Origin of the sequence: Streptomyces mashuensis (genome assembly GCF_014654785.1) — a bacterium.
In the GTDB taxonomy this organism is placed as follows: Bacteria; Actinomycetota; Actinomycetes; order Streptomycetales; family Streptomycetaceae; genus Streptomyces; species Streptomyces mashuensis.
Genome location: NZ_BNBD01000016.1, coordinates 111,810 through 133,239 on the forward strand (window position 1 = coordinate 111,810; position 21,430 = coordinate 133,239).

Annotated in this window: 20 protein-coding genes; 9 read left to right on the plus strand and 11 right to left on the minus strand. The window is 74.8% G+C overall.

Annotation, left to right across the window (positions count from 1 at the left end; genetic code table 11):
• Positions 1 to 105: 105 nt before the first annotated feature.
• The gene (locus IE305_RS28040; RefSeq protein WP_190132583.1) at positions 106 to 993 is read left to right on the plus strand and encodes an MmyB family transcriptional regulator; all 888 of its coding nucleotides are present in this window, start codon (positions 106 to 108) and stop codon (positions 991 to 993) included.
• A gap of 7 nt (positions 994 to 1,000) precedes the next feature.
• Here IE305_RS28040 and IE305_RS28045 read toward each other — a convergent pair whose 3' ends face one another.
• Together IE305_RS28045 and IE305_RS28050 are read right to left on the minus strand one after the other, a co-directional pair.
• Entirely contained in the window at positions 1,001 to 2,209 is a 1,209-nt protein-coding gene (locus IE305_RS28045) for a cytochrome P450 (RefSeq protein WP_190132584.1), read from the minus strand.
• An 84-nt stretch (positions 2,210 to 2,293) separates the two neighbouring features.
• Positions 2,294 to 2,695 carry a rodlin gene (locus tag IE305_RS28050; protein ID WP_373311767.1) on the minus strand — a complete coding sequence of 134 codons (402 nt, stop codon included), beginning with the start codon at positions 2,693 to 2,695 and terminating at the stop codon, positions 2,294 to 2,296.
• Between the two features lie 255 nt (positions 2,696 to 2,950).
• Here IE305_RS28050 and IE305_RS28055 point away from each other — a divergent pair, with 255 nt between their 5' ends.
• Both IE305_RS28055 and IE305_RS28060 read left to right on the plus strand, forming a co-directional pair.
• A complete protein-coding gene (locus tag IE305_RS28055; RefSeq protein ID WP_190132586.1) occupies positions 2,951 to 3,709 on the plus strand; it encodes a DUF4142 domain-containing protein in 759 nt (252 codons plus the stop codon).
• Positions 3,710 to 3,722: 13 nt separating this feature from the next.
• Positions 3,723 to 5,153: a DUF1996 domain-containing protein gene (locus IE305_RS28060; RefSeq protein ID WP_190132587.1), complete on the plus strand. Its 1,431-nt coding sequence runs from the start codon at positions 3,723 to 3,725 to the stop codon at positions 5,151 to 5,153.
• 143 nt (positions 5,154 to 5,296) lie between these two features.
• Here the strand turns inward: IE305_RS28060 and IE305_RS28065 are convergent, their stop codons facing one another.
• On the minus strand, positions 5,297 to 6,391 hold the full coding sequence (locus IE305_RS28065) for a PucR family transcriptional regulator (protein WP_190132588.1): 1,095 nt from the start codon (positions 6,389 to 6,391) through the stop codon (positions 5,297 to 5,299).
• A gap of 306 nt (positions 6,392 to 6,697) precedes the next feature.
• Here IE305_RS28065 and IE305_RS28070 point away from each other — a divergent pair, with 306 nt between their 5' ends.
• The 3 genes from IE305_RS28070 (at position 6,698) to IE305_RS28080 (ending at position 10,113) form a co-directional block, all read left to right on the plus strand.
• Positions 6,698 to 7,450, plus strand: coding sequence for a ferric reductase-like transmembrane domain-containing protein (locus IE305_RS28070; protein ID WP_229891618.1), 753 nt, complete (start codon positions 6,698 to 6,700; stop codon positions 7,448 to 7,450).
• Positions 7,447 to 8,946, plus strand: coding sequence for an NADH-quinone oxidoreductase subunit NuoF family protein (locus IE305_RS28075; RefSeq protein ID WP_229891620.1), 1,500 nt, complete (start codon positions 7,447 to 7,449; stop codon positions 8,944 to 8,946). The genes IE305_RS28070 and IE305_RS28075 overlap by 4 nt, the downstream gene beginning before the upstream one ends.
• A gap of 66 nt (positions 8,947 to 9,012) precedes the next feature.
• On the plus strand, positions 9,013 to 10,113 hold the full coding sequence (locus IE305_RS28080) for an SCO0930 family lipoprotein (RefSeq protein ID WP_190132589.1): 1,101 nt from the start codon (positions 9,013 to 9,015) through the stop codon (positions 10,111 to 10,113).
• 24 nt (positions 10,114 to 10,137) lie between these two features.
• On the opposite strand, the gene IE305_RS28085 is transcribed toward IE305_RS28080, so the two are convergent.
• Entirely contained in the window at positions 10,138 to 10,350 is a 213-nt protein-coding gene (locus tag IE305_RS28085) for a hypothetical protein (RefSeq protein ID WP_190132590.1), read from the minus strand.
• A 208-nt stretch (positions 10,351 to 10,558) separates the two neighbouring features.
• Between IE305_RS28085 and IE305_RS28090 the strand changes: the two genes are divergently transcribed.
• A complete protein-coding gene (locus IE305_RS28090; RefSeq protein WP_190132591.1) occupies positions 10,559 to 10,765 on the plus strand; it encodes a cold-shock protein in 207 nt (68 codons plus the stop codon).
• Here the strand turns inward: IE305_RS28090 and IE305_RS28095 are convergent.
• The 4 genes from IE305_RS28095 to IE305_RS28110 form a co-directional block, all read right to left on the minus strand.
• The gene (locus IE305_RS28095) at positions 10,749 to 12,614 is read right to left on the minus strand and encodes a sugar-binding protein (RefSeq protein WP_190132592.1); all 1,866 of its coding nucleotides are present in this window, start codon (positions 12,612 to 12,614) and stop codon (positions 10,749 to 10,751) included. The genes IE305_RS28090 and IE305_RS28095 overlap by 17 nt on opposite strands.
• Before the next feature lie 63 nt (positions 12,615 to 12,677).
• A complete protein-coding gene (locus IE305_RS28100) occupies positions 12,678 to 13,481 on the minus strand; it encodes a hypothetical protein (protein WP_190132593.1) in 804 nt (267 codons plus the stop codon).
• Between the two features lie 82 nt (positions 13,482 to 13,563).
• Complete coding sequence (locus IE305_RS28105; RefSeq protein WP_190132594.1) at positions 13,564 to 15,885, minus strand: Orn/Lys/Arg family decarboxylase; 2,322 nt, start codon at positions 15,883 to 15,885, stop codon at positions 13,564 to 13,566.
• Between the two features lie 262 nt (positions 15,886 to 16,147).
• A complete protein-coding gene (locus tag IE305_RS28110; protein ID WP_190132595.1) occupies positions 16,148 to 16,813 on the minus strand; it encodes a transglycosylase SLT domain-containing protein in 666 nt (221 codons plus the stop codon).
• 359 nt (positions 16,814 to 17,172) lie between these two features.
• Between IE305_RS28110 and IE305_RS28115 the strand changes: the two genes are divergently transcribed.
• Positions 17,173 to 18,039 (plus strand): alpha/beta fold hydrolase, encoded by an 867-nt coding sequence (locus IE305_RS28115; RefSeq protein ID WP_190132596.1) that lies wholly within the window; start codon positions 17,173 to 17,175, stop codon positions 18,037 to 18,039.
• A 14-nt stretch (positions 18,040 to 18,053) separates the two neighbouring features.
• Here IE305_RS28115 and IE305_RS28120 read toward each other — a convergent pair whose 3' ends face one another.
• Entirely contained in the window at positions 18,054 to 19,013 is a 960-nt protein-coding gene (locus IE305_RS28120; RefSeq protein WP_190132597.1) for an ornithine carbamoyltransferase, read from the minus strand.
• Between the two features lie 239 nt (positions 19,014 to 19,252).
• On the opposite strand from IE305_RS28120, the gene IE305_RS28125 reads away from it, so the two are divergent.
• Positions 19,253 to 20,506, plus strand: coding sequence for a cytochrome P450 (locus IE305_RS28125; RefSeq protein WP_190132598.1), 1,254 nt, complete (start codon positions 19,253 to 19,255; stop codon positions 20,504 to 20,506).
• On the opposite strand, the gene IE305_RS28130 is transcribed toward IE305_RS28125, so the two are convergent.
• Positions 20,454 to 20,969 (minus strand): metallophosphoesterase family protein, encoded by a 516-nt coding sequence (locus IE305_RS28130; protein ID WP_190132599.1) that lies wholly within the window; start codon positions 20,967 to 20,969, stop codon positions 20,454 to 20,456. The genes IE305_RS28125 and IE305_RS28130 overlap by 53 nt on opposite strands.
• A 4-nt stretch (positions 20,970 to 20,973) precedes the next feature.
• Complete coding sequence (locus IE305_RS28135; RefSeq protein ID WP_190132621.1) at positions 20,974 to 21,384, minus strand: SRPBCC family protein; 411 nt, start codon at positions 21,382 to 21,384, stop codon at positions 20,974 to 20,976.
• Between the last annotated feature and the right edge of the window lie 46 nt (positions 21,385 to 21,430).

Sequence of the window (21,430 nt, forward strand, 5' to 3'; positions counted from 1 at the left end):
ACCTGCTCTACCCTTATCCACGGCTGTTTTTTCCAGGTAATTTCCCTGCCTGGAATAAAAGGGGGCGGCACAGGACACAAGGGACCGGAGAAGGACGGCACGACGATGGACGCCACGGCGATCCGCCTGATGCTCAGCGCCCGGCGGGCGGCGATCAGCCCGGAGAGCCTGGGTTTCGAGCGCGGCGACCCCCGGGGCCGCAAGTCGCCGGGCCTGTCCCAGGCGCACATGGACCAGTTGCTCTGCCGGGCCCCGGGCACGTACGGCCGGCTGGAGCGCGGCGTGCTCGACAACCCGGCGCCGGAGTACCTGCGCGACGTGGCCGTCCTGCTGCGGTTCACCGAGCCGGAGTGGGTCGCCTTCTACGGGTTCGTGCACGGCGAACAGCCGCCGTTCCCGCTCGACCGGGACCCGGGCGTGGCGCTCGGGCACTCCTGGACGCACGTGGTCGAGTGCTTCGCGGAGGCCGCGTACGTGTGCGACTACGCCGGCAACATCCTCACGTACAACGCGGCGTTCTCCTCGCTGTTCCCGGGCCGGCGGGTGCCGGCGAACACGTTCTGGTGGATCCTGTTCAGCGAGGACGCCCGGGAACGGGTGCTGGTCGACTGGGAGACGTCGTGGGCGCCGGTCATCGTGCCGGAGCTGCGGGCCGCGGTGGCCCGGAAGCCCGACAGCCCGACGCTCCAGACGCTCAAGGAGCGCTGCCTGGCCGACCCGCGCACCCGGGACCTGTACCACGGGGGGCTGCCCATCGGTCACAGCCATCCCGACGGTGACGTACGGCCCGTGTGCCATCCGGAGCACGGGCGGGGCTGGATCACGATGTGTGTGAGCACGCCGCTGAGCTCGCCCGGGGCGCTGCTGTTCGTGGTGCGGTTCCGGGCCGGTGAGCGGCCGCCCTCCCCCCGGCCGCCGGTGCAGCCCGCGACGGACCGGGACCCGGCCGGCTTCCTTCCCCCGCCGCCCGCCGAGCCGGCCGTGTGCTGCTGAGCGCCGCTCAGCAGGCGACGAGGAGTTCCGACAGGCCGCGGATGACGTAGCCGGGCCGGCGGACGGGGTCGGCGACCGGGCGCAGGCCCGGGGCCCGGCGCAGCAGTTCGCCGAAGGCCGTGACGAGTTCGAGGCGGGCCAGCGGGGCGCCCAGGCAGTAGTGGATGCCCGCGCCGAAGCTCAGGTGGGGGTTGTCGGTGCGGGTGAGGTCCAGCCGGGCGGGGTCGGTGAAGACGGCCGGGTCGTGGTTGGCGGAGCCGAGGAGCAGGGCGACCTCGCTGCCGCGCGGCACGGGGGTGCCGGCGATCTCGATGTCCTCGAGCACCCAGCGTTCGAAGAGGTGCAGCGGGGTGTCGTGGCGCAGGAGTTCCTCGACAGCCCGGGGCAGCAGGCCGGGGTCGGCGCGGAGGGCGGCGAGCTGCTCGGGGTGGCGGAAGAGGGCCCACCAGCCGTTGCCGAGGGTGTGGACGGTGGCTTCGTGGCCGGCGTTGAGGAGGAGGGCGCAGGTGGAGACCATTTCCTGCTCCGTCAGCCGGTCGCCCGCGTCGTGCGCGGCGATGAGGGCGCTGACGAGGTCGTCGCCGGGGTGGCGGCGCCGTTCGGCGACGAGGTCGCGCAGGTAGGCGGAGAACTCGCGGGCGGCGCGGACGGCGCGGCGGGCGGCCTCCTCGCCGGGGCCGAGTTCGTACATCCCGCAGATATCGGCCGACCAGGGGCGCAGCAGGCGCCGGTCGGACGGGGGGATGCCGAGCATCTCGGCGATGACGGTCACGGGCAGCGGTTCGGCGAGGGCGCTCACGAGGTCGCCGCCGCCGTCGGCGAGGAGGCCGTCGACCAGTTCCGTGGCGGTCCGGGCGACGGCGGGGGCGAGGCGTTCGACGGTGCGCGGGGTGAACGCCTGGGCCACGAGGCGCCGGATGCGGGTGTGGTCGGGCGGTTCCAGGTCGAGGAGGCCGTGGTCGTTGAGGGTGTGGAAGGGCTCGTGGGCGGCCGGGGGCGGGGTGCGCCCGAACTCCTCGTGGCTGAACCGGTGCCGGTAGGTGCGGCCCAGCCGGCGGTCCCGCAGCAGTGCGGAGACGTCGGCGTGGTGGGGGACGAGCCACTGGCGGGTGGGCTCGAACCAGTGCACGCGACCGGCGGCGCGGAGCCGCGCGTATCCGGGGTAGGGGTCGGCGGCGAAGGCGGGGTCCCAGGGGTCGAACGCGGCGCCGTCCATGCCGGGATGCTATCCGCCGGGCCGCGCCGTGGGGAGGGCGGTGCGCGGCCCGGTTCGTGGGGCGGATGGGGACGGGTGGGGGGCTCAGCCGTTGGCGGAGCCGTTCCCCGAGATGACGGGGATGTCGTTGAGCAGGTGGGCGAGCGGGTCGTCGCCGTCGGCGACGACGGAGTTGTCGGTGCACTGCTGCTGTTGCTGCGAGGTGAGGACGGGGATGTCCTGCACGCCGATGTTGAGGAGCAGGGCGAGCGACTGGATGCCGGCCTTGCCCACGCCGATGCAGAGCTTGTCGAGGCTGCCCTGGACGGCGGTCATCTGCGGGCTCTCCTTGCCGCCGGTGTGGGTGGCGCCGTGTTCGGAGACCGTTCCGTTGCCGTTCACGATGTCCCTGCGGTTGTTCTCCGCGGCCGTCGCCGGGGCGGCCATGAGACCGATGGCCGTGACGGCGAGGGCTCCCTTCGCGATGGCGCTGGTGAACACGTCCACGTCCCTGTCCCTGTCCTTCGTTCGCATGGTCTTCCCGGCAGGGAAGTGTCCTGATAACTCCGGTGCGCGGGGAAGGTTCCGGATGCTCACCCGTCTGCCGGGCGGACCGTAACAGCCCGCCGCCGGGCCGCCGAGGGTTTTGTCACATGGTGCGAACGTCCGTCCGGGGCGTCCCGGGGGCGGCTAGCGTCGCCGCTCGTCCACGAACGACGGCCGGCGGCGGTGCCGTGCGGCCCGCGAGCGGAAGGCGGTGCCATGCGCGTACGGGCTGCGCACGGCGTGCGGAGGTGGCCGGCCGGGTCGCTGCCCCGGTGGGCGGTGCCGGACGGCGGACGGCCGGGCGCCGGGCGGGCGCTCGGCACCTGGCTGGTGGTGGCCGCGCTGGCGGCGACGCTGGTGGCGCTGATCGTGCCGGTGGCGCTGTTCCCCGGCCGGGCGGCCGGCGGGGCGCGGCCGGTGGCGGCCGGCGCCCCGGTGTGGGACGACGACGGCGCCGGGGTGCGCGACACCCCGTACGGGGAGCTGACGGCCCTGGACCGGGACTTCGTGCGCAAGGTGCGGCTGGCGGGCCTGTGGGAACAGCCGGCGGGCCGGCTGGCGCAGGAGCGGGGGACGACGGAGAGCGTGCGGACCGCGGGGGAGCACCTCGTCGGCGGCCACACGGAGCTGGACCGCCGGTCCGTCGAGGCCGCCAGGGTGCTGGACGTTCCGCTGCCCGACCGCCCGACCGCACAGCAGCAGGGCTGGCTGGACCGGATCGGGGCGGCGCAGGGCAGTGCGTTCGACCGGACCTTCGCCGAGCTGGTGCGGGCCGCGCACGGCAAGGTGTTCGGCCTGGTGGCGCTGGTGCGGGACAGGACGGGCAACGCCGTCGTCCGGGATCTGGCCACGCGCGCCAACACCGTCGTGCTCGACCACATCAGTGTGCTGGAGGACACCGGCCGCTCCGGTGTCCCGCACACCGGAGCCCCCGGTGGGGCCCCGGCTCGGCACAGCGACGAGGAAATGAAGTGATGTCATGACCCCCATGACCCGACCGCGCCACCGGTGGCGCGTCCCGGTGAAGGTCCGTGTGCTGGCCGCGGGCGCGGCCCTGCTGCTGGGCGGCGGTGCGACCGCGGTGGTCGCCGCCGACGCCTCGGCGGGCGGCGCGCACCGTTCCGCGCCGCGCTCCGCGGAGGCCGGCGCGGCGACCGCGACGACGGTGGTCTGCCCCGACGTGGGCGACCGCCTGAGCGAGGTGCCCGGCCCGGCGCGGCAGCGCGTCTCGGCGGGGCTCGCCGAGCTGGACGCGCAGGTGGCGCACGCCTACGAGCACGCCGCCGGGCCGGACGGCGACGGTGACGGCGAGGCGGTGCTCGGCGAGTTGCGGCGGCAGCGCTCGGAGACGATCGGGCGGATGGCCGACGCCATCGGCGAGCAGGCCGGGCGTCCGGCGGCGCTGACCGGGCTGAGCGCGTGCACGATGCGGAAGGTGCAGCAGGTACGGGCGCAGGACGGCAACGGTGACGATGACGAGGCCGGCGACCGTGACGCCGGCGACGCGGAGGCCGGTGCGCGGGTGTTGCGGCGGCCGCTGCCGGGCGGGCCCGCGCCGGCGGACTTCGCCGACATCCGCAGCGCGCCCGCCGTCTCCCGGCCGGCGGTGCGGGCCGGCGGCTCCTCGGGCACCTTCACCACGCGGTGCGGACGGAACGAGAACGGCCACTTCAACTCGGACAACGTCATCGTCACGCCCGGCGTGAGCAACGGCGCCCACCATACGCACGACTACGTCGGCAACCTGTCCACGAACGCGTTCTCCACCGATGCGAGCCTGGCCGCCGCCGGCACCACGTGCGCGGACGGGGACCGGTCGACGCACTACTGGCCGGTGCTGCGGCTGCTGGACGGTTCGGCGGCGCCGGACGCGCGGAAGCCGGGCGGCGGGCACGACGGGAACATGGGCCGCATCCTGCGGCCGGCGTCGGTGACGCTGGAGTTCCGCGGCAGCCCGGTGGCGAAGGTGACGGACATGCCGCGTTTCCTGCGCATCATCACCGGTGACGCCAAGGCGTTCACCAGCGGGCCCGGCAACGCCAACGCGTCGTGGAGCTGCACGGGCTTCGAGAACCGGCAGCTGAAGGACAAGTACCCGGTCTGTCCGGAGGGCGCGCAGGTGGTGCGTACCCTCGCGTTCCAGAGCTGCTGGGACGGGCGGTCGACCGACAGCGCCAACCACCGCACGCACGTGGCGTTCGCCCGCCGGGACGGTTCGTGCCCGCGCGGCTTCCGTGCGATGCCGCAGCTGGTGCAGCGCATCGCGTACGACGTGCCGAAGGGCACCGCCTTCGCCGTCGACAGCTTCCCCGAGCAGCTGCACAAGCCCGTCACCGACCACGGCGACTTCATCAACGTGATGCCGGAGTCCCTGATGGCGCGGGCCACGGCCTGCATCAACAGCGGCCGGCGCTGCTGAGCCGCCGGTAGTCCCCTCCGGTCCACCCCCGCTCCCGGCGCCCGGCGACTCCCCGCCGGCCCCGCCGCCGGCGCCGGGAAACAAGGCGGCCCCGGTCCTTCCCCCAGGACCGGGGCCGCCGCACGACGCGGTGCGGCCCCCGGTCACAGCCCGTTGACGCGGGCCTGCCGGCCGAGGCCGAGCGGCTGGACGGCGCCGGCCCCGGCGGGACGGGCCCGGCCGGCGCGGGGGCGCGGCCGGCGGGAGCGGGCCAGCAGGCGCCGGCTGCGCAGCGCGAGCTCCAGCTCGAAGCGCGTGCGCGGCTCGCGCAGGACGGGGCCGAAGAGCTTCTCGATCTGCCGCAGGCGGTAGCGCACCGTCTGCGGGTGCACCTGGAGGGTGCGGGCGGCCTCCGGGGCGCCGCCGCTCTCCAGCCAGGCCAGCAGCGTCATCTCCAGCCGCTCGCTCTGCCGTGGCGTCAGCCCGTCCAGCGGGCCGAGCCAGCGCGCCGACAGGGCCCGGGCCAGCGACTGGTCCTGGAGCAGCAGCAGGTCGGAGAGGTGGTCGTCGACGAAGACGGGGCGTGCCCGGGGGCCGGTGGTGCCGGCCGGGGCGAGGGCCCGGAGCCGGCGTGCCCAGCGCAGCGAGGAGGCGGCGTCGGTGACGGGCACGGCGTGCCCGACGGTGGCCGTGCGGCCGCCCAGCGCCGCCACCAGGGCGGCGCGGCCGCCCTCGCCCCGGTCGGGGACCAGCAGGCACACGTCGGTGTCGAGGGTGCCGAGCAGTCCCTGGCCGAGGACGCCCTCCAGCTGGACGGCGAGGGCGAACGCCTCGCCGGAGGAGAGGCCGTCGAGGACGACGGCGCGGACGCGCTCGGGCAGCGGCCAGCACGCCTGGCGGGCCAGCTCGGCGAGGAGGGCGCCGGGCAGGCAGCGGTCCTCGGCGAGCGCGGCGAACAGCGCCTGCCGGGCCCGGGCCACGGGCATGGCGGTCACGACGCGGCGGGCCGGCGGCCGGCCGCCGTCCGTGCCGGTACGGTCCGCGGCGGGGCCGCGCAGGTCGAGCGAGGCGAGCAGGGCCCGCTCGACCGCGGAGCGCGCCGCGTCCCGGCCCACGCGCGCCGTCAGGTCGGCGAACGCCGGTGTGGTGGCGAGGAGTTCGTCGACGACCCGGGCGGCGACGGCGGGGAGTTCCTTGCGCAGGACGCGGGTCCATTCGCCCCGTGGTCGTGACCAGATGCGATCGAGTATGTCGCACATTGTTTTACCTCCGGACGTTCCGTACCGGACAAGGGGATCGAACGGACGGTCGGACCCTCTCGCCTGAAGGGGAATCATCGACAGCCACTCCTTGTCGCGGGGACAGGCACACCCGAATTTGTCACAGCGCGATAAAGCTCATGAAGGTGTTGCGGAAGTTCAGCATCCTGCTGTGCATTCGTCCGGCCCGCGGGATACTTCGCCGCACTGGGAAGTGCCCCCGGACGTGCCGGATTTCCGGTCTTCTTCCCCGCACGCGGGCGTCCGCCGCACCATGGTGCCGCGCCGCCCGCCGGAGGCCCCTCCATGTCCCTGCCCCCCGTGTCACCGCCGGTTCCCCCGGCACCTCCCGCTCCCCCTCCCCCGCCACCACCGTGGCGGCCCGGTCCGCGGACGCCCCCGGCGGCCGGTGCGCGCCGGACGCGGTCCCGCCCCGCCGGCCGGCTTTCCGCGCGGCCGGCCCTGCCCGCGGCGATCCTGCTGTTCCTCGCCGTCGCGGCGCGCTCCGGAGTCGCCGAACGCACGCGGCTGTTCCTCGACTTCGGCGCCGGGGTGCTCGCCCTGGTCTCGCTGACCGCCACCGTCCTGTGGGGCCTGGCGGCCACCGACCGGATGCTGCTGGGCTCCGGCCACCGGCTGCTGGCCCAGGGCGTGCACCGGGGCCTGGCCGTCGCCGGGCTCGGCTTCCTCGTCCTGCACATCGGCGTGAAGGTGGCCGAGGGCCGCACGCGCGGCACGGCCGCGGCCGTGCCCTTCGCCGACCCCGCGCACCCGCTGCTGATCGGCCTGGGCACGCTGGCCGGCTATGTGTTCCTCGCGCTCGCCGTGACCGGCGCGGTCCGCAGCGCCTTCGCGTCCGTCGGCCGCTCCCGCGCCTGGCGGGCCCTCCACCTGTGCGCGTACCCGGCCTGGGGCGCGGCCCTGGTGCACGGCCTGTACGCGGGCCGCCCGGCGAGCGGCTGGGTCACCGCCGCGTACGCCGCGTGCGTGGCGGCGGCCGCGGTGACGCTGCTGCTGCGGCTGCGCCTGTCCCGCGGCGGCCAGGGAGGCGACGCGTGACCGGCCGCGTACCGGTGCTGTCGGCGGTCGGCCCGCCCCGCCTGCTGGCCGGGCTGGACCGGACGCCCTGGCTGGACCTGGCGGCCCACCTGGCGCTGCACGGGCCCTTGCCGCACCTGTCCGGCGGTGAACTCGCCGATCTGGCCGAGGGCGTGGACCTGCGCGGCCGCGGCGGGGCCGGTTTCCCCTTCGCCCGCAAGGTGCGCGCGGTCCTCGACTCCCGGGCCCGCACGGGCCCGGCCACGGCGGTCGTCGTCAACGGCAGCGAGGGCGAGCCGGGTTGCCTCAAGGACACGGCGCTGCTGCTGCACGTACCGCACCTGGTGCTCGACGGCGCGCTGCTGGCCGCCGGGGCGCTCGGTGCGGAACGGGTGGCCGTGGGCGTGGCGCGGGAGGACGTGGAGCTGTCGGTGCGGCGCGCGGTGGCCGAGCGCGGCACCGTGGAACCGGCGGTCCATGTCGTACGGCTGCCGGAGCGGTTCGTCACCGGCGAGGGCAGCGCGCTGATCCGGGGCGTGGGCGGCGGCCCGGCGCTGCCGTCCGGGCGCCGGGTGCGGTCCAGCGAGAGCGGCCTGGGCGGGCTGCCGACGCTGCTGTCCAACACCGAGACGTTCGCGCAGCTGGCCGTCGCCGCCCGGCTGGGCGTGGCGGGCTTCCGCGAGCTGGGCCTGCCCGAGGAGCCGGGGACGGTGCTGCTGACCGTCGCCGGGACGCACGTGGTGGAGACCCCCACCGGGCTGCCGCTGCCGTACGCGCTGCGGGTGTGCGGGGCGGACGTGGGCCAGGGCCTGCTGGCGGGCGGCTACCACGGCGCCTGGCTGCCGGCGGCCGCCGCCGCGGCCGCCACGGTCTCGCGCGGCTCGCTGACGGCGGCCGGGGCGGTCTTCGGCGCCGGGGCGCTGCTGCCGCTGCCGGAGGCCACCTGCCCGGTGGGCGAGACCGCCCGCGTGGCGCGGTGGCTGGCCGCGGAGTCGGCCGGCCAGTGCGGCCCGTGCTTCAAGGGGCTGCCGGCGCTGGCGGAGTCGCTGTACGCGGTCGCGCGCGGCGGCGGCGTGCAGGCGACGGCGGCCGTGCAGGCCGCCCTGCGGGCGGTGGAGCGGCGCGGTGCCTGCGGGCACCCGGACGGCACCGCGCGGTTCGTGGCCACGTCCTTGGCCGTCTTCGCCGACGACCACGCCGCACACGCGCGGGGCGCGGGCTGCGGGCGCCCGGTCCTGGGCGCGCTGCCACTGCCCGAGGGCGTGCGCGGCGGCGAGCCGCGGCCCGCCGCGGCCCGGCCGCCGGCCCCCGACGAGCGGCTGGTCGTGGACTGGACGCTGTGCCGCGGCCACGGGCTCTGCGCGGACCTGCTGCCGGGCATCCTGCGGCTGGGTCCCGACGGTTACCCCGAGCGGGCCGCGATCGCGGTGCCCGCCCGGATGCGGCAGCGGGCGCGGCGCGCGGTCCGCCGCTGCCCCGCGCTGGCGCTGCGCGTGGAGACCGCGGCGGGGCGCTGACCCGCCGCCCCCCGCTTCCCAACTCCCCTGATTCTTCCGTGTTGTACGAGAGAAAGGTCACCCGCGATGGACACCTCCGAGCAGAAGGCTTCCCAGAAGGCCGCGCAGCAGGACCGGCAGCAGGACCGGCAGCAGGACCGGCACGACAGGTGCGCCGACGGCGCACCGCACGGCACCCGGCGGCGGCGCGCGGTCCTGCCGGCCGCCGCGGCCGTGGCCGTGATACTGCTGGCGGGCGCGTGCGGCGGCAGCCCCGCGGCCAAGGAGCGGACCGGCGACGACGTCCGGCCGGCGGCGAACGGCTCGGGCGCCGGCAAGGGCTACGGGTACGGGTCGGACGCGGGCGGCTACGGGTCGTCCGGCGCCGCCAAGGGCGCGTCGCCGGCCGCCGAGGCGCAGGCCGGGGCGCTGGCGGTGCGGGACGCGACCGGACTGGGCCAGGTCGTCACGGACGCCAAGGGCTTCACGCTCTACCGCTTCGACAAGGACACCGCCAAGCCGCCGGCGTCGCACTGCGACGGCGACTGCGCGGCGGCCTGGCCGCCGGTGCCGGCCGAGGGCGCCACCGCGTCGGGCGGCGTCAAGGCGTCCGACCTCGGGCAGGTGATGCGGTCCGACGGCACCCGGCAGTTGACGCTCGGCGGCTGGCCCGTCTACCGGTACGCCAAGGACGCGGCCCCCGGTGACACCAAGGGCCAGGGCGTCGGCGGGACGTGGAACGCCCTGGCCCCCGACGGCGGGAAGGCCGGTGCGGCGGCGGCCGGCGCGGCCAAGGGCAAGGACGAGGCCCCGGCGGCCGGTCTGTCCGTCTCCGAGCATCCGCAGCTCGGCAGGATCCTCGTGGACGGGCAGGGCCGGACGCTCTACCGCTTCGCCAAGGACAGCGCCTGGCCGATGCGGTTCGCATGCACCGGGTCCTGCCTGGACACCTGGAAGCCCGCCAAGCCGGTGGACAGGGCGAAGGTCCGGGGGGTCGCGGAGAAGCTGGTCACCACCGTGACCCGCCCGGACGGCACCGGGCAACTGGCCGTCGACTGCTGGCCGGTGTACTGGTTCACCGGTGACACGAAACCCGGTGACGTCAACGGCCAGGGCAAACAAGGCGTCTGGTTCGCCGTCGACGACAAGGGCCGCAAGGTCACCGGGTCGCCCTCGCCCGCGGCCTGAGCCGTGGGGGTCCTGGCCCGGGGGCTAGCGGAGCCCCCGGGCCTGGGCCCGGGAGCCGAGGACCGTGACCACCAGGCCGACGAGTCCGAGCGCTTCGGGTCTGAGCCCGGGGGCGCAGGCGGCCACGACGACCACCACGATGACGATGGTCAGGGCGTCGTACAGCTGACCGGCGAGAGGATGTCTGCGACGGGCGCCTTTCCGCTGTCCCGCTCCGCACTTTCTCGGCTTGCCCATCACGATCACACTCCCCTAACCGTCGTGACCGGGGTTCCGGCGAAACCGTCGAATCCCACGAGGATGGTTTCGCTTAAGCCGAACTGTGCAGCCGTATAGGCGATTAATCAAATACGAAGCGAATTAATCACTCTCGTGTCGCAATGCGATCCCCGGTCCGGGCGGATACGGTCGTCCGTGAAGCTGCCACCCAGACCGGGAGAGTTCGATGGCCAGGGGCACCGTGAAGTGGTTCGACAACGACAAGGGCTTCGGCTACATCGAGCCGGAGTCGGGCGGGGAGGAGGTCTTCGTCTCCCATTCCGACGTCAAGGTGGCGGGTTTTCCCACCCTGTCGGCGGGCCAGACCGTCGAGTACGAGTCCCTCACCGGCCCCAAGGGGCCCCAGGCCAGGGACGTCAAGCCGGTCGGCTGAGCCGCGGCCCGGCGGCCAGCGGTACGCCGGTGCGGCGGCTCTGCGCGACCGACGGCGGCGAGTCGGCGCTCCTCGTCGCCGTCAGCGGGAGCACCGGCGCACCGGGCACCTGCGGCCGGCCCGCGGGCGGGACGTACCCCTCCAGCCGGGCCCGCCCCCACGCGTACGGGTCGGCCTGCGCACTGCCGAACGGCGACCACGCCAGGCGGGCCCGGCCGGTCCGGTCGGTGGTGTCGGAGTCGTAGACCATCACGTTGGCGGTCAGCGCGGCCGGGTCCGCGGCGGCCGGCAGCAGCCCGAGCGGGATGCGGAGCTCGACGGTGTAGCCCGTGTACGGACGGTCGTGCACGGTGGCGGCCCAGCGCATGCCCGGCGCGGTACGGGCCGCCGGCCCCTGGTGGTGGTCGGCGTCGCGGGCCGCGCACGCCCCGCCCTCGGCGGTGAAGGGCAGCACGGCCGCCTTGAAGGTGGCCGCGGTGTCGTCCGCGGTGCCCCGCGGGTCGAGGGCGACCTCGACGGAGTCGGTGCGCCAGTGCCGCTTGCAGTCCGCGGTGGACAGCACGGCGCCCTTGCGGTCGTCGGTGACGTCGACGAGGACGTACAGGTCGTCGCCGTAACGGGTCATGCGCGCGGTGGCCGAGCAGTCGCGGGCCGAGGCGCAGCGCTCCCCCTGCCAGTGCGTCAGCCGCAGCTGCTCGCCCGGGTACTCGCCGGGCGCGGCCCGGCCGTCGACGGCCGGGCGCCGCGGCGCGGGCAGCACCGTGGTGCCGGGGGCGGCGGGGTACGCGGGCTGGACGTCGTTGGCGAGCCAGGGCATGCCCACGCGCCGGGCCCAGTCGCGGAACCCGGCGTACAGCGGGCGCAGCGGGCCGTCCTGCCCGTGCACGGCGGCGCGCACCGGCCGGCCGTGCTCGGCCAGGACGGAGAACCAGTCGCAGCCCATCCGGGCGCGCGGCGTGGTGACGCGGGCGGGCAGGGAGCCGAAGCCCTGGGTGCGGTAGAGGCGGGCGGCGGTTCGTTCGCGCTGGGCCCAGGTGGTGCCGTGGCGGGCGGACCAGGTGCCCTCCCACACGCCTTCCTGCGGGAGGCCGGTGGTGGGGTCGTGCGGCCGGGCGGTGGCGCAGGAGGGTCCCACCGGGCCGGCGAAGCCCCAGTTCTGGGTGAGCAGGCGCGAGGGCTGCCAGGGGCGGTACTTCTCCTTGGTGATCTGCCCGGGGAAGGCAGTGCGCTTCCCGGCGAGCGCGAACGCCTCGACGGCCAGGCGCGCGGCCTGCTGGTGGGCGCCGTGCTGGTCGAAGGGGCGCGGGTCCATCGTCACGACCGTGTCGGGGGTGGTGGCGCGGATCAGGCGGACGAGCCGTTCCAGGGTGTCGGTGCCCTGGGGCGTGCGTTCCCAGGCGCGGGCGGTGAGCGGCGCCGAGAGGGTGTACCAGAAGTCGGGCTTGTCGAGGTAGTGGACGTTGCGGATGCCGGCGAGGCCGACGGCGGCGCGTTCCTCGCGCTCCCTGATGAGGCCGAGGGCCGGGCCCTCCTCGGTGCCGACGGCGTTGCCGCCGCCCTCGCCGCGGGTGACGGTCGCCACGCCGGTGGTGCGTCCCTGCCGTTCGTGCCACTGGCCGAAGGCGGCGAGCGACTGGAACTCGTCGTCGGGGTGGGCGCCGACGAAGAGGACGTCGGTGTGGGCGGGGCCGGAGGGCCGTGCGGCCGGGGCGCCGTCCGCGGGTGCCGCGGCGGTGGCGAGGGCCAGCGCGGTGACGGCGGCGACGAGCGCGGACCGCACGGGTCTGCTGCGGCGGGCGGGACGGGGGCGGGGCGGGTGCGTGGGCGCGGTGGCGCGGACGTCGGGCATGGACCGGCTCCCTGTCGGTGAAGGGTCGTGTCGGCCCGATTCCTTCCCCGGCGTGCCCCGGGGTCATTCGGGGCGGGCCTCCAGGAGCACGGCGTGGAAGGAGCCGGCCTCCTCGCGGCCGGCCGGGTCGCCGCCGGCGGCGCGGACGGCCCGTACGGCGTAGTCGCGTTCGCGGGCGTCGGTGAACAGCCGCTGCGGGTAGGTGCGGGAGGTGTCGGTGCGGGTGTGCAGGCCGTGCTCGGCGAAGCAGGCGACCAGGGGTTCCAGGGGGACGGTCCGCAGCACGAACGCGCTGACCCACACCGGCCGCCGCGCATGCCGCAGCAGCCGGTCGAAGGTGCGCCGGGTGACGTAACTGCCGCCGCCCGTCACCGTGATGAGGCCGACCCCGGCCAGGGCGCGGCGCAGCTCCGGTCCCGGCTCGTCCTCCTCGAGGTTGTCGGTGTGGGCCTCGTCCAGGAGGCCGGCGGCGCGGGCGTAGCGGACGGCGTGGCCGGCGATGTCGAGCCCGAGGACGCGGAGGGCGCCGGGACGGCGTCTGGCGGCGTAGAACTCCCGGTCGGCGGCAAGGAGTTCGGCGGTGGTCATGGGGGCGGTGACGGGCCCGGTGTAGCGCTCGTAGAGCCCGGCGAGGGTGACGTCGTGGTTGAGCAGGGCGGCGTTGATGCCGTACGAGGAGCACAGGTCGAGCACGGCGGGCGGGGTGCCGCCGGGGGCCTCGGCGGCCGCGCGTGCGGCGGCGGCACGGCGGAAGACGGGCCGGGCGTGCTCGGGGATCTCGTAGCGCAGGGGCGCGAGGCGACGGAAGTACGGCCGCGGGTCGGGCGCGTCGTAGACGTCGTCGAACCGCGTCTTGCCCGCTGCCATGGGATCACGGTATCCGGGGTGGCCCCCGCGCGCCCTGCGCGCGGGGGCCAGTCGGGTGCGTGGGCCGTGCGGTGCCCGGCGGTCACTCGGTGACGCAGGAGATCCAGTACTGGCCCCGGTCGTGGTGGACGCCGTGGGTCTCGGCGGCGAAGCCCGGGAACGTGCGGTCGAACGCCTCCAGGACGCGCAGGTAGCGCAGGAGCGGGCCGTCGTGCCGGCCGGCGCGCTCGCCGGGCATGAGCACCGGGATGCCGGGCGGCGTGGTGGTGACCTGGGTGGCCACGACGCGCTCGGCCAGGCCGGACAGGGGGACGAGTTCGGTGCGGCCGCGGATGAAGCGCTGGTAGGTCTCGGCGGGCGTGAGGACCTGCTCGGGCGGGTGCTCGCCGGCGAACGCCTCGTTGACGAGTTCGGTGTACTTGTTCTCGCTCAGGTAGCGGTGCATCTCGTCGCACAGCTGCCGGAGGGTGACGTCCCTGTAGCGCCCGGGGTGGGCGCGCACGACGTCCGGGAGGACCTCGGCCAGCGGGGCGTCCTTGTCGTAGAGGTACTTGAAGTCGGTGAGGGCGTCGAGGAGGGTGCCCCACTTGCCCTTGGTGATGCCCATGGAGAAGAGCAGCAGGAAGGTGTAGACGTCGGTCTTCTCGACGACGATCTGCCGCGTCTCCAGGTAGGACGTGACGATGCGCGCGGGGATGCCGGAGTCCGCGACGGTGCCGCGGGCGTCGACGCCGGGGCAGGTGATGGTGACCTTGATCGGGTCGAGCATGCAGAAACCGCTCTCGAGCCCGCGGAAGCCGTGCCAGTCGGCGTCCGGCTCGAGGGTCCAGCAGCCGGGCTCGGTCTGGAGCAGCTCCAGCGGCGCCCGGTCGAAGCAGTGCTTCTGCCCGGTCCGGGGGTGGGTGACCTCGGGCGGCTGCCAGACGCCGAAGAACCACGGCGCGCGGTCGTGCTCCTCGGCCAGCCGCCGGCCCAGCCGGATCATGGCCTGCCGGAACCTGATCGCCTCCGTGACGACCTCGTTGTGCAGCCACTGGCCGGCCGGCCCGTCCATCATCCCGGCGGCCACGTCGAGCGAGGCGATCATCGGGTAGGAGGGGGAGGTGGTGGCGTGCATCATGTACGTCTCGTCGAACCGGGCCTTGTCGAACGCCGCCTTGGGCGCGCTCTTGACGTGGATCATCGACGCCTGGGAGAGGGCGGCCAGCAGCTTGTGCGTGGAGTGCGTCGTGAAGACCGTCGGCCGGTCCCGGTCGTCGACCGCGCCGCCGTCGACGGCCATGCCGAACCGGCGGGCGTACAGCGGGTGGAAGCGGGCGTAGGCGAACCACGCCTCGTCGAAGTGGAGGACGGCGGTGGAGGGGCCGAGCAGCTCGGCGACCCGTACGGCGTCGTAGCACAGCCCGTCGTACGTGGAGTTGGTGACGACCGCGTACGCCGGCAGGCCGTCGGTGGCCCCCTCCGCCAGCGCGCTCGCGCCGGTCTGCTGCCGGACCGCCTCCCGCTCCAGCCGGTGCGGCGGGATGGGGCCGGTGATGCCGTAGCCGTTGCGGGTGGGGACGAGGTAGACGGGGCGGCCGCCGGCGAGGGTGACGCCGTGGTTGATGGCCTTGTGGCAGTTGCGGTCGAGCAGCACGACGTCGTCGCGGGCCACCGTGCCATGGATGATCATGCGGCAGGAGGTGGAGGTGCCGTGCAGGACGAAGTACGTCTCGTCCGCGCCGAAGATCCGGGCGGCGTTCTTCTCGGCGTCGCCGACGGGGCCCGTGTGCTCGAAGAGCGAGCCGAGCTCGCCGACGGAGACGGAGATGTCCGAACGGAACAGCCGCTCGCCGTAGTAGTCGTGGAACGCCCGGCCCACCGGTGACTTCAGGAAGGCCACGCCACCGGCGTGCGCGGGCGTGTGCCACGAGTACTCGTGGGCGTCGTCGAAGCGGCGCAGCTCCCGGAAGAACGGCGGCAGGATCTGCTCCTGGTAGTGGCGGACGGCGTAGTCGATGCGCCCGGCGATGAAGCCGGCGGTGTCCTCCAGCAGCCACACCCAGCCGTTGATCACCTCGGACACCCACAGCGGGATCTCGTCCACGTAGTCGCCGGAGGTCAGCAGGTACACCGGCAGCCGGGCGGAGAACCGCTCCAGCAGCGCCCGCAGCACGCCCTCGGCGGGGTGCTTGGTGGTGGCGTCCAGCCGCCCGGCCCGGTCGGACAGCTGCCAGCTGACCAGCGCCGCCGCCAGGTCGGCCTTCGACGTGACGGCCGCGACGGCGTCCGACGCGGAACGGACGACCAGGACGTCGTGCCCGCGGTTCCGCAGGGCCGAGCAGACCTCCTCCAGTTTCGCCGTGAGCACCACGCCGTTGTCCGCCGTGTCGCCGAGGGCGACGAGAATGGTGGAACGCGCCACGGGAACCCCCTCCCTGAGCACAGAAGTACGGAATTCCGCACGGCCGGAACGCAAGGCTCCGGGGATGGGGAAATCCGTTCGACATTCAGGCACGCGCTGTCGCCCACGGAATCACGGCAGCCGATTCCTGCCGGAGCGGGCCGCTGAAAACCCTAGGCAGCGGGGGTGTGCCGCGACAGGGCGGAGGGCGATTTCCGGCCATACGCCGATGGGCGGCACCCGGGGTGGGTGTCGCCCATCGGCGGTGTATTTGTCTTCTCCGTCAGTAGGCGGAGTTGACGTTGTCCATGGAGCCGTACTTGTCGGCGGCGTAGTTGCAGGACGCGACGATGTTGGCGACCGGGTCGTAGATGTCCCACGAGGTGCCGTCGACGTGGTAGGCCTTGAACGTCGGGTCGATGATCTGCAGCAGACCCTTCGACGGAACACCGTTGACGGCGTTGACGTCCCAGCCGTTGATCGCCCGCGGGTTACCGGTCGACTCACGCATGATGTTGCGCTTCACGCCCTCGTACGAGCCGGGGATGCCCTTGGCGTGCATGATGTCCAGCGCCTGGTTGATCCAGCCGTCCAGGTTGTCCGCGTACTTCTTCGGCGCCGGGGCGGCGGGCTTGAGGGCCGTGCGGTCGGTGGAGCGGCTGGCGGCCTGCTCCTTGCGACCGGCGTCCGCCTTCGCCTTCACGGCAGCGGCAGCATCAGCAGCAGCCTTGTCCTTGACGGCGTCCAGCTCCTTGGCCAGCTCGGCATCCTGCGTCGCACCAAAGGTCCCCGCGTTCCACGCCACCGGCTTCACGGTGGCGGAGTCGGCGGCAACAGCGTTGCCCGCGACACCCAGCGCCACAGCAGCAGCACCGGCAGCGGCGAGAGTGACAACGGAGATCTTGTGGGCCTTGGGCAGACGGGTATAGCCAGAGATGGTCGAACGCATAAGCGGAAAGAACCTCATCCAGTCGGGGACATCGCACCGGCCCACACAGGGCACGAAACAAGCGCCGTACATCGGACACGGCGCCGCAGCGACCCCGTAATTGTTAGCGGCGCCGAAAACCCCCGACAAGTGTGTGACCTACTATCCCCACACCCCAGAAACAACAAGCGTTCACCAGCCACTCCCCCGCATTTACGCGGCCGAGCAGAGCGCTTCTCTACTACCCCGCACCCAAGGTGATCCGGGCCCTATGGGCGGCCTCACACTCCACGCCCGTCTTCCCCGCCGCCACCCGCCCGTGCTAGCTTGATCACGAGACGGAACGCCCCGTCTCGCGTCCCTCGACGGAAGGAGCCCCCATGCCCACCCTCGACGTCGCCCCCGGTGTCCGCCTCTGGGCGGAGGAGCGCGGCCCCGCCGACGCCCCTCCGCTGCTGCTGATCATGGGCGCGAACGCCTCCGGCACGACCTGGCCCGAGGAGCTGGTCGACGCGCTGGCCGTCCGGCACCGGGTGATCCGCTACGACCACCGCGACACCGGCCGCTCCACGTGGAGCTTCGACGAGCAGCCGTACGCCCTGACCGACCTCGCGCGGGACGCCGTGGCCGTGCTGGACGCGTTCGGCGTCGAGCGGGCCCACGTCGTGGGGCTCTCCCTGGGCGGCATGCTCGCCCAGCTCCTCGTGGCCGACCACCCCGAGCGGGTGCTGAGCGCGACCCTGCTGGGCACGGGTGCGCTCAGCGCCACCCCGTACACGGCCCCGGACGGGACGCGGACGGACCCCGCCGCCCTGCCCGGCATGGCGCCGCACGTGCTGGACCTCTTCCTGCGGCCCGTGACCGACCAGGGCCCGGAGGCCGAGCTGGACCGGCGCGTGGAGCTGTGGCGGGCGCTGGCCGGCGAGAAGCTGCCGTTCGACGCCGCCTGGTTCCGGGCCCTGGAGCAGCGCGTTATTGAGCACACGGGCCACTACAGGCCGAGCACCGCGCACGCCCACGCCGACCAGTCCGGTCTGCTCCGTACCGCGGAGCTGGCGGCGACGGACGTGCCGGTGCTCGTGGTCGCCGCCGGCGCGGAGCCGGTGTACCCGGCGCCGCACGCCCAGCACCTGGCGCAGGTGATCCGCGGCGCGCGGCTCGTGGAGTTCCCCGGCATGGGGCACGCGCTGTCCCCGCAGATCCTGGAGCCGCTGGCCGCGGCGATCCTGGCGCACACGGCCGGGTGACGGGGGGCGAGGGCTCAGTCGCCGGGGCCGGTGATCCATTCGAGGACGGCCATCGCGGCGTAGAGCTTCATCGCCGCCTGGGTCCACACCAGGGACCGGGGGCCGTCGAGGACCCGGCCCTCGACCTCGTCGCCGCGCTGGGCGGGCAGGTCGTGCATGAAGGAGGCCCGGGGCCAGCGGGAGAGCAGGCCCTCGCTGACGTGGAAGGGGCGGAACGCCTCGCGCCAGGCGGGGTCGGCGTGGCGGGCGGCGGCGGTGCGCCAGCGGGTGGTGCAGACGACGTCGACCTCGCGCGGGGCCGCACACAGGTCGTGGATCTGGCCCACGGTCGCGCCGACGGCGGCGGCGCGGCGCTCGGCGGCCCGCAGGTCCTCCTCCGGCAGGCCGTAGCCGGCGGGCGTGGCGAAGGTGACGCGGGCCCGGGGCACGGTGGCCAGGGCGTGGGCGAGGGCGACGGCGGTGCCGTTGCCCTCGCCGGCGTACAGCACGCGCAGGCCCGTGAGGTCGCCGAAGGACAGCGCCAGCGTGGCCAGGTCGGACACGCCCTGGCTGGGGTGCTCCTCGGGGGTCTGTGCGTTGACCACCGGCAGCCGGCCCTGGCGGGAGAGGTCCCGCAGGTCGTCCAGGGGTCCGGGAGTGCGGGCGACGAGGACGTCCAGCATCGAGCCGAGGGCGCGGCCGGTGTCGCCGGCCGGCTCGCCGCCGGCCAGGTGGAGGTCGGCGGGGCCGTACGGGACGGGGGCGGCGCCCAGGCGCAGGGCGGCGACGGTGAACGCGGTGCGGGTCCGGGTGGAGGGGCGGGCGAACAGCAGGCCCACCGCGCGCCCGGCCAGCGGCCGGTCGTGGGCGGTGCCGTCGTGGAACAGCTCGACCGCCCGCGCGGCGAGGCCGGTGATCAGCGGGGGTGGCAGTTCGGCCAGCGAGAACAGTCCGTGTTCGGGGCCGGGGCCCTGCTGTATGTGGGTGTCGCCCATGAGACCTCGCTCGGTCGGGTGGTGCCCGGTTGAAGGACGTGGCGTTGCCCCGGGGCCGCCGGCGGTTCGCCGGCCGGTCCCCGGCGGGCTTCTGCCCGTTCGGCCGTCCGGTCATCCGTACGACGAATGAAATGTCTGGGTATACCTGGGCGTGCACGGGATGCGACGATTGCCCCACACCCCCGTCACCGCCGCGCCGGCGGCCCGTTCAGCCGCGACGGCCGAGAGGAGACCGGCCCATGAGCGACCGGACCGTTCCCGTCAGGACGTACGAAGCCGCCGAGCCTCCCGGGCTCGACTTCGACCCGTTCTTCGCCGAGCTGCTGAGCGAGGAGCCCCTGGCGCGGGTCCGGCTCTCGCACGGCGAGGGCGAGTGCTGGGTGGCGACCCGGTACGAGGACGTCCGGAAGGTGACGTCGGACGCGCGGTTCAGCCGGGCGGCCATCGTGGGCCGGCCGTTCCCGAAGATGACGCGGCACCACGTGCCGATGGACCGGGCGGTGAGCTTCGTCGACCCGCCGGAGCACGCCCGGGTCCGCGGGGTGGTCGCCGGGTCCTTCTCGCAGCCCGCCGTGGAACGGCTGCGGCCGCGGGCGCAGCAGATCCTCGACGGCCTGGTCGACGGCCTGCTGCGGTCGGGCCGGCCGGCCGACCTGGTGGGGCGGGTGACGTCACCGTTCCCGCTGGCCGTGACCAGCGAGCTGATCGGCGTGCCGCCGGAGGACCGGCCGCAGATGCGCGAGTGGGCGCAGGTCATCCTCAGCCGGGCCTCGGACGACGAGGCCGCGGCCCGCGCGGCGCGGGTGAAGGAGGAGGCGCAGGCCTACTTCCGCGCGCTGGCGGCCCGGCGCCGCGCCCGGCCGCGGGAGGACCTGATGAGCGTGATGGTCGCGGCCGTCGACCAGGGGCGGCTGGACGAGGACGAGCTGGTGGCGCTCACCGGCCTGATGGAGTTCAACGGCTGGCACGCGGTGTGCAACAACACCAGCAACATGATGTACCTGCTGCTCACCCGCCCGGAGCTGGCGGACCGGCTGCGCGCCGAGCCGTCGCTGATGCGGCGGGCGGTGGACGAGCTGCTGCGGTACATCCCGCACAAGCACGGCCTGGGCCAGCCCCGCATCGCCACGGAGGACGTGGAGGTGGGCGGCGTCCTGGTGCGGGAGGGCGAGGTGGTGTACGTGTCGTACGTGGCGGCCAACTGGGACGCCTCCGTCTACCCGGACCCGCACCTGATCGACTTCGGCCGCCGGGCCGCCCCGCACGTGGCGTTCGGCCACGGCCCGCACGTCTGCGTGGGTCCGCTGCTGGCCCGTATGGAGTCCGAGGTGCTGCTCTCCACGCTGCTCGCCCGGCTGCCCGGGCTGCGGCTGGCCGTCCCGGCCGACAAGGTCGAGTGGCACACCGGCATCCTCATCCGCGGGCCGGTCGCGCTGCCCGTCACCTGGGACGGGCAGCGTCCGGGTCCAGGCGGTGCAGCGTCACCCGCGTGAGCCGGCCGCCGGCGGCCTCGGCCGTCATATAGGTGTGGTGCGGCTGGCGCCGCCGGTCGGTGGGCGAGCCGGGGTTGAGCAGGCGCAGGCCGCCCGGCGCGGTGGTGTCCCAGGGGATGTGGCTGTGCCCGAAGACCAGGACGTCGGCGTCGGGGAAGCGCGCGGCGCAGCGCTCCTCGCGGCCCCGCGCGGGCCCGGTCTCGTGGACGACCGCGAACCGCACCCCGCCGAGTTCGGCGCGTGCCACCTCGGGCAGCCGGGCGCGCAGCTCGGGGCCGTCGTTGTTGCCGTGCACGGCGACGAGCCGGCGGGCCCGCGCGGCGAACAGGTCGAGCGCGGCGGGTTCGGTCCAGTCGCCGGCGTGAACGACCACGTCGGCCCGGTCGATCTCCGCCAGCAGTTCCTCCGGCAGGGCCCGGGCCCTGCGGGGCAGGTGCGTGTCGGAGGTCAGGACGAGCCGCACCCCGTCACCCCGTGCCCTCCACGCGGAGCCGGACCTGCTCCTCCAGGCGCTCCAGGCTCTCGCCGAGCGCGGTGCGGACGGCGTCGGGGCCCGGGTCGTCGCCCTCGTCGAAGAAGGTGAGGCGGATCGTCACCCGGCTGCTGCCGCTGCCCTCGTCGGTGACCTGGAGCCAGCCCGCGTAGTGGTCGCTGTCGCGGGTGCCCCACTCCAGGCGCAGCCGGTCGCGGTCGACGCGGAACCGGGCGCGCTGGTCGGCGCCGGTGCGGTCCTCGTGCACGGTGACGGCCGAGGGCCCGGCCGGGGCCAGGTGGAGGTCGCCGGGCAGCCAGCGGCCGAGCCGCTCCACGTCGTCGACCTGGTCGAAGACGTGCTCGGGCAGCGCGGGCATCGTGCGGGAAGACTCGTATTCGCTCATGCCGATCCCTCCGGTGTGCTCCTGCATGCGGTCACCTCCGTCGTGC

Coding starts and splice junctions, on each gene's coding strand:
- IE305_RS28055 (WP_190132586.1), top strand. CDS start 2,951: ATGCGCGTACGGGCTGCGCACGGCGTGCGGAGGTGGCCGGCCGGGTCG.
- IE305_RS28070 (WP_229891618.1), top strand. CDS start 6,698: ATGTCCCTGCCCCCCGTGTCACCGCCGGTTCCCCCGGCACCTCCCGCT.
- IE305_RS28110 (WP_190132595.1), bottom strand. CDS start 16,813: ATGCGTTCGACCATCTCTGGCTATACCCGTCTGCCCAAGGCCCACAAG.
- IE305_RS28115 (WP_190132596.1), top strand. CDS start 17,173: ATGCCCACCCTCGACGTCGCCCCCGGTGTCCGCCTCTGGGCGGAGGAG.
- IE305_RS28135 (WP_190132621.1), bottom strand. CDS start 21,384: ATGAGCGAATACGAGTCTTCCCGCACGATGCCCGCGCTGCCCGAGCAC.
- IE305_RS28080 (WP_190132589.1), top strand. CDS start 9,013: ATGGACACCTCCGAGCAGAAGGCTTCCCAGAAGGCCGCGCAGCAGGAC.
- IE305_RS28100 (WP_190132593.1), bottom strand. CDS start 13,481: ATGGCAGCGGGCAAGACGCGGTTCGACGACGTCTACGACGCGCCCGAC.
- IE305_RS28125 (WP_190132598.1), top strand. CDS start 19,253: ATGAGCGACCGGACCGTTCCCGTCAGGACGTACGAAGCCGCCGAGCCT.
- IE305_RS28120 (WP_190132597.1), bottom strand. CDS start 19,013: ATGGGCGACACCCACATACAGCAGGGCCCCGGCCCCGAACACGGACTG.
- IE305_RS28060 (WP_190132587.1), top strand. CDS start 3,723: ATGACCCGACCGCGCCACCGGTGGCGCGTCCCGGTGAAGGTCCGTGTG.
- IE305_RS28085 (WP_190132590.1), bottom strand. CDS start 10,350: ATGGGCAAGCCGAGAAAGTGCGGAGCGGGACAGCGGAAAGGCGCCCGT.
- IE305_RS28090 (WP_190132591.1), top strand. CDS start 10,559: ATGGCCAGGGGCACCGTGAAGTGGTTCGACAACGACAAGGGCTTCGGC.
- IE305_RS28095 (WP_190132592.1), bottom strand. CDS start 12,614: ATGCCCGACGTCCGCGCCACCGCGCCCACGCACCCGCCCCGCCCCCGT.
- IE305_RS28045 (WP_190132584.1), bottom strand. CDS start 2,209: ATGGACGGCGCCGCGTTCGACCCCTGGGACCCCGCCTTCGCCGCCGAC.
- IE305_RS28065 (WP_190132588.1), bottom strand. CDS start 6,391: ATGTGCGACATACTCGATCGCATCTGGTCACGACCACGGGGCGAATGG.
- IE305_RS28040 (WP_190132583.1), top strand. CDS start 106: ATGGACGCCACGGCGATCCGCCTGATGCTCAGCGCCCGGCGGGCGGCG.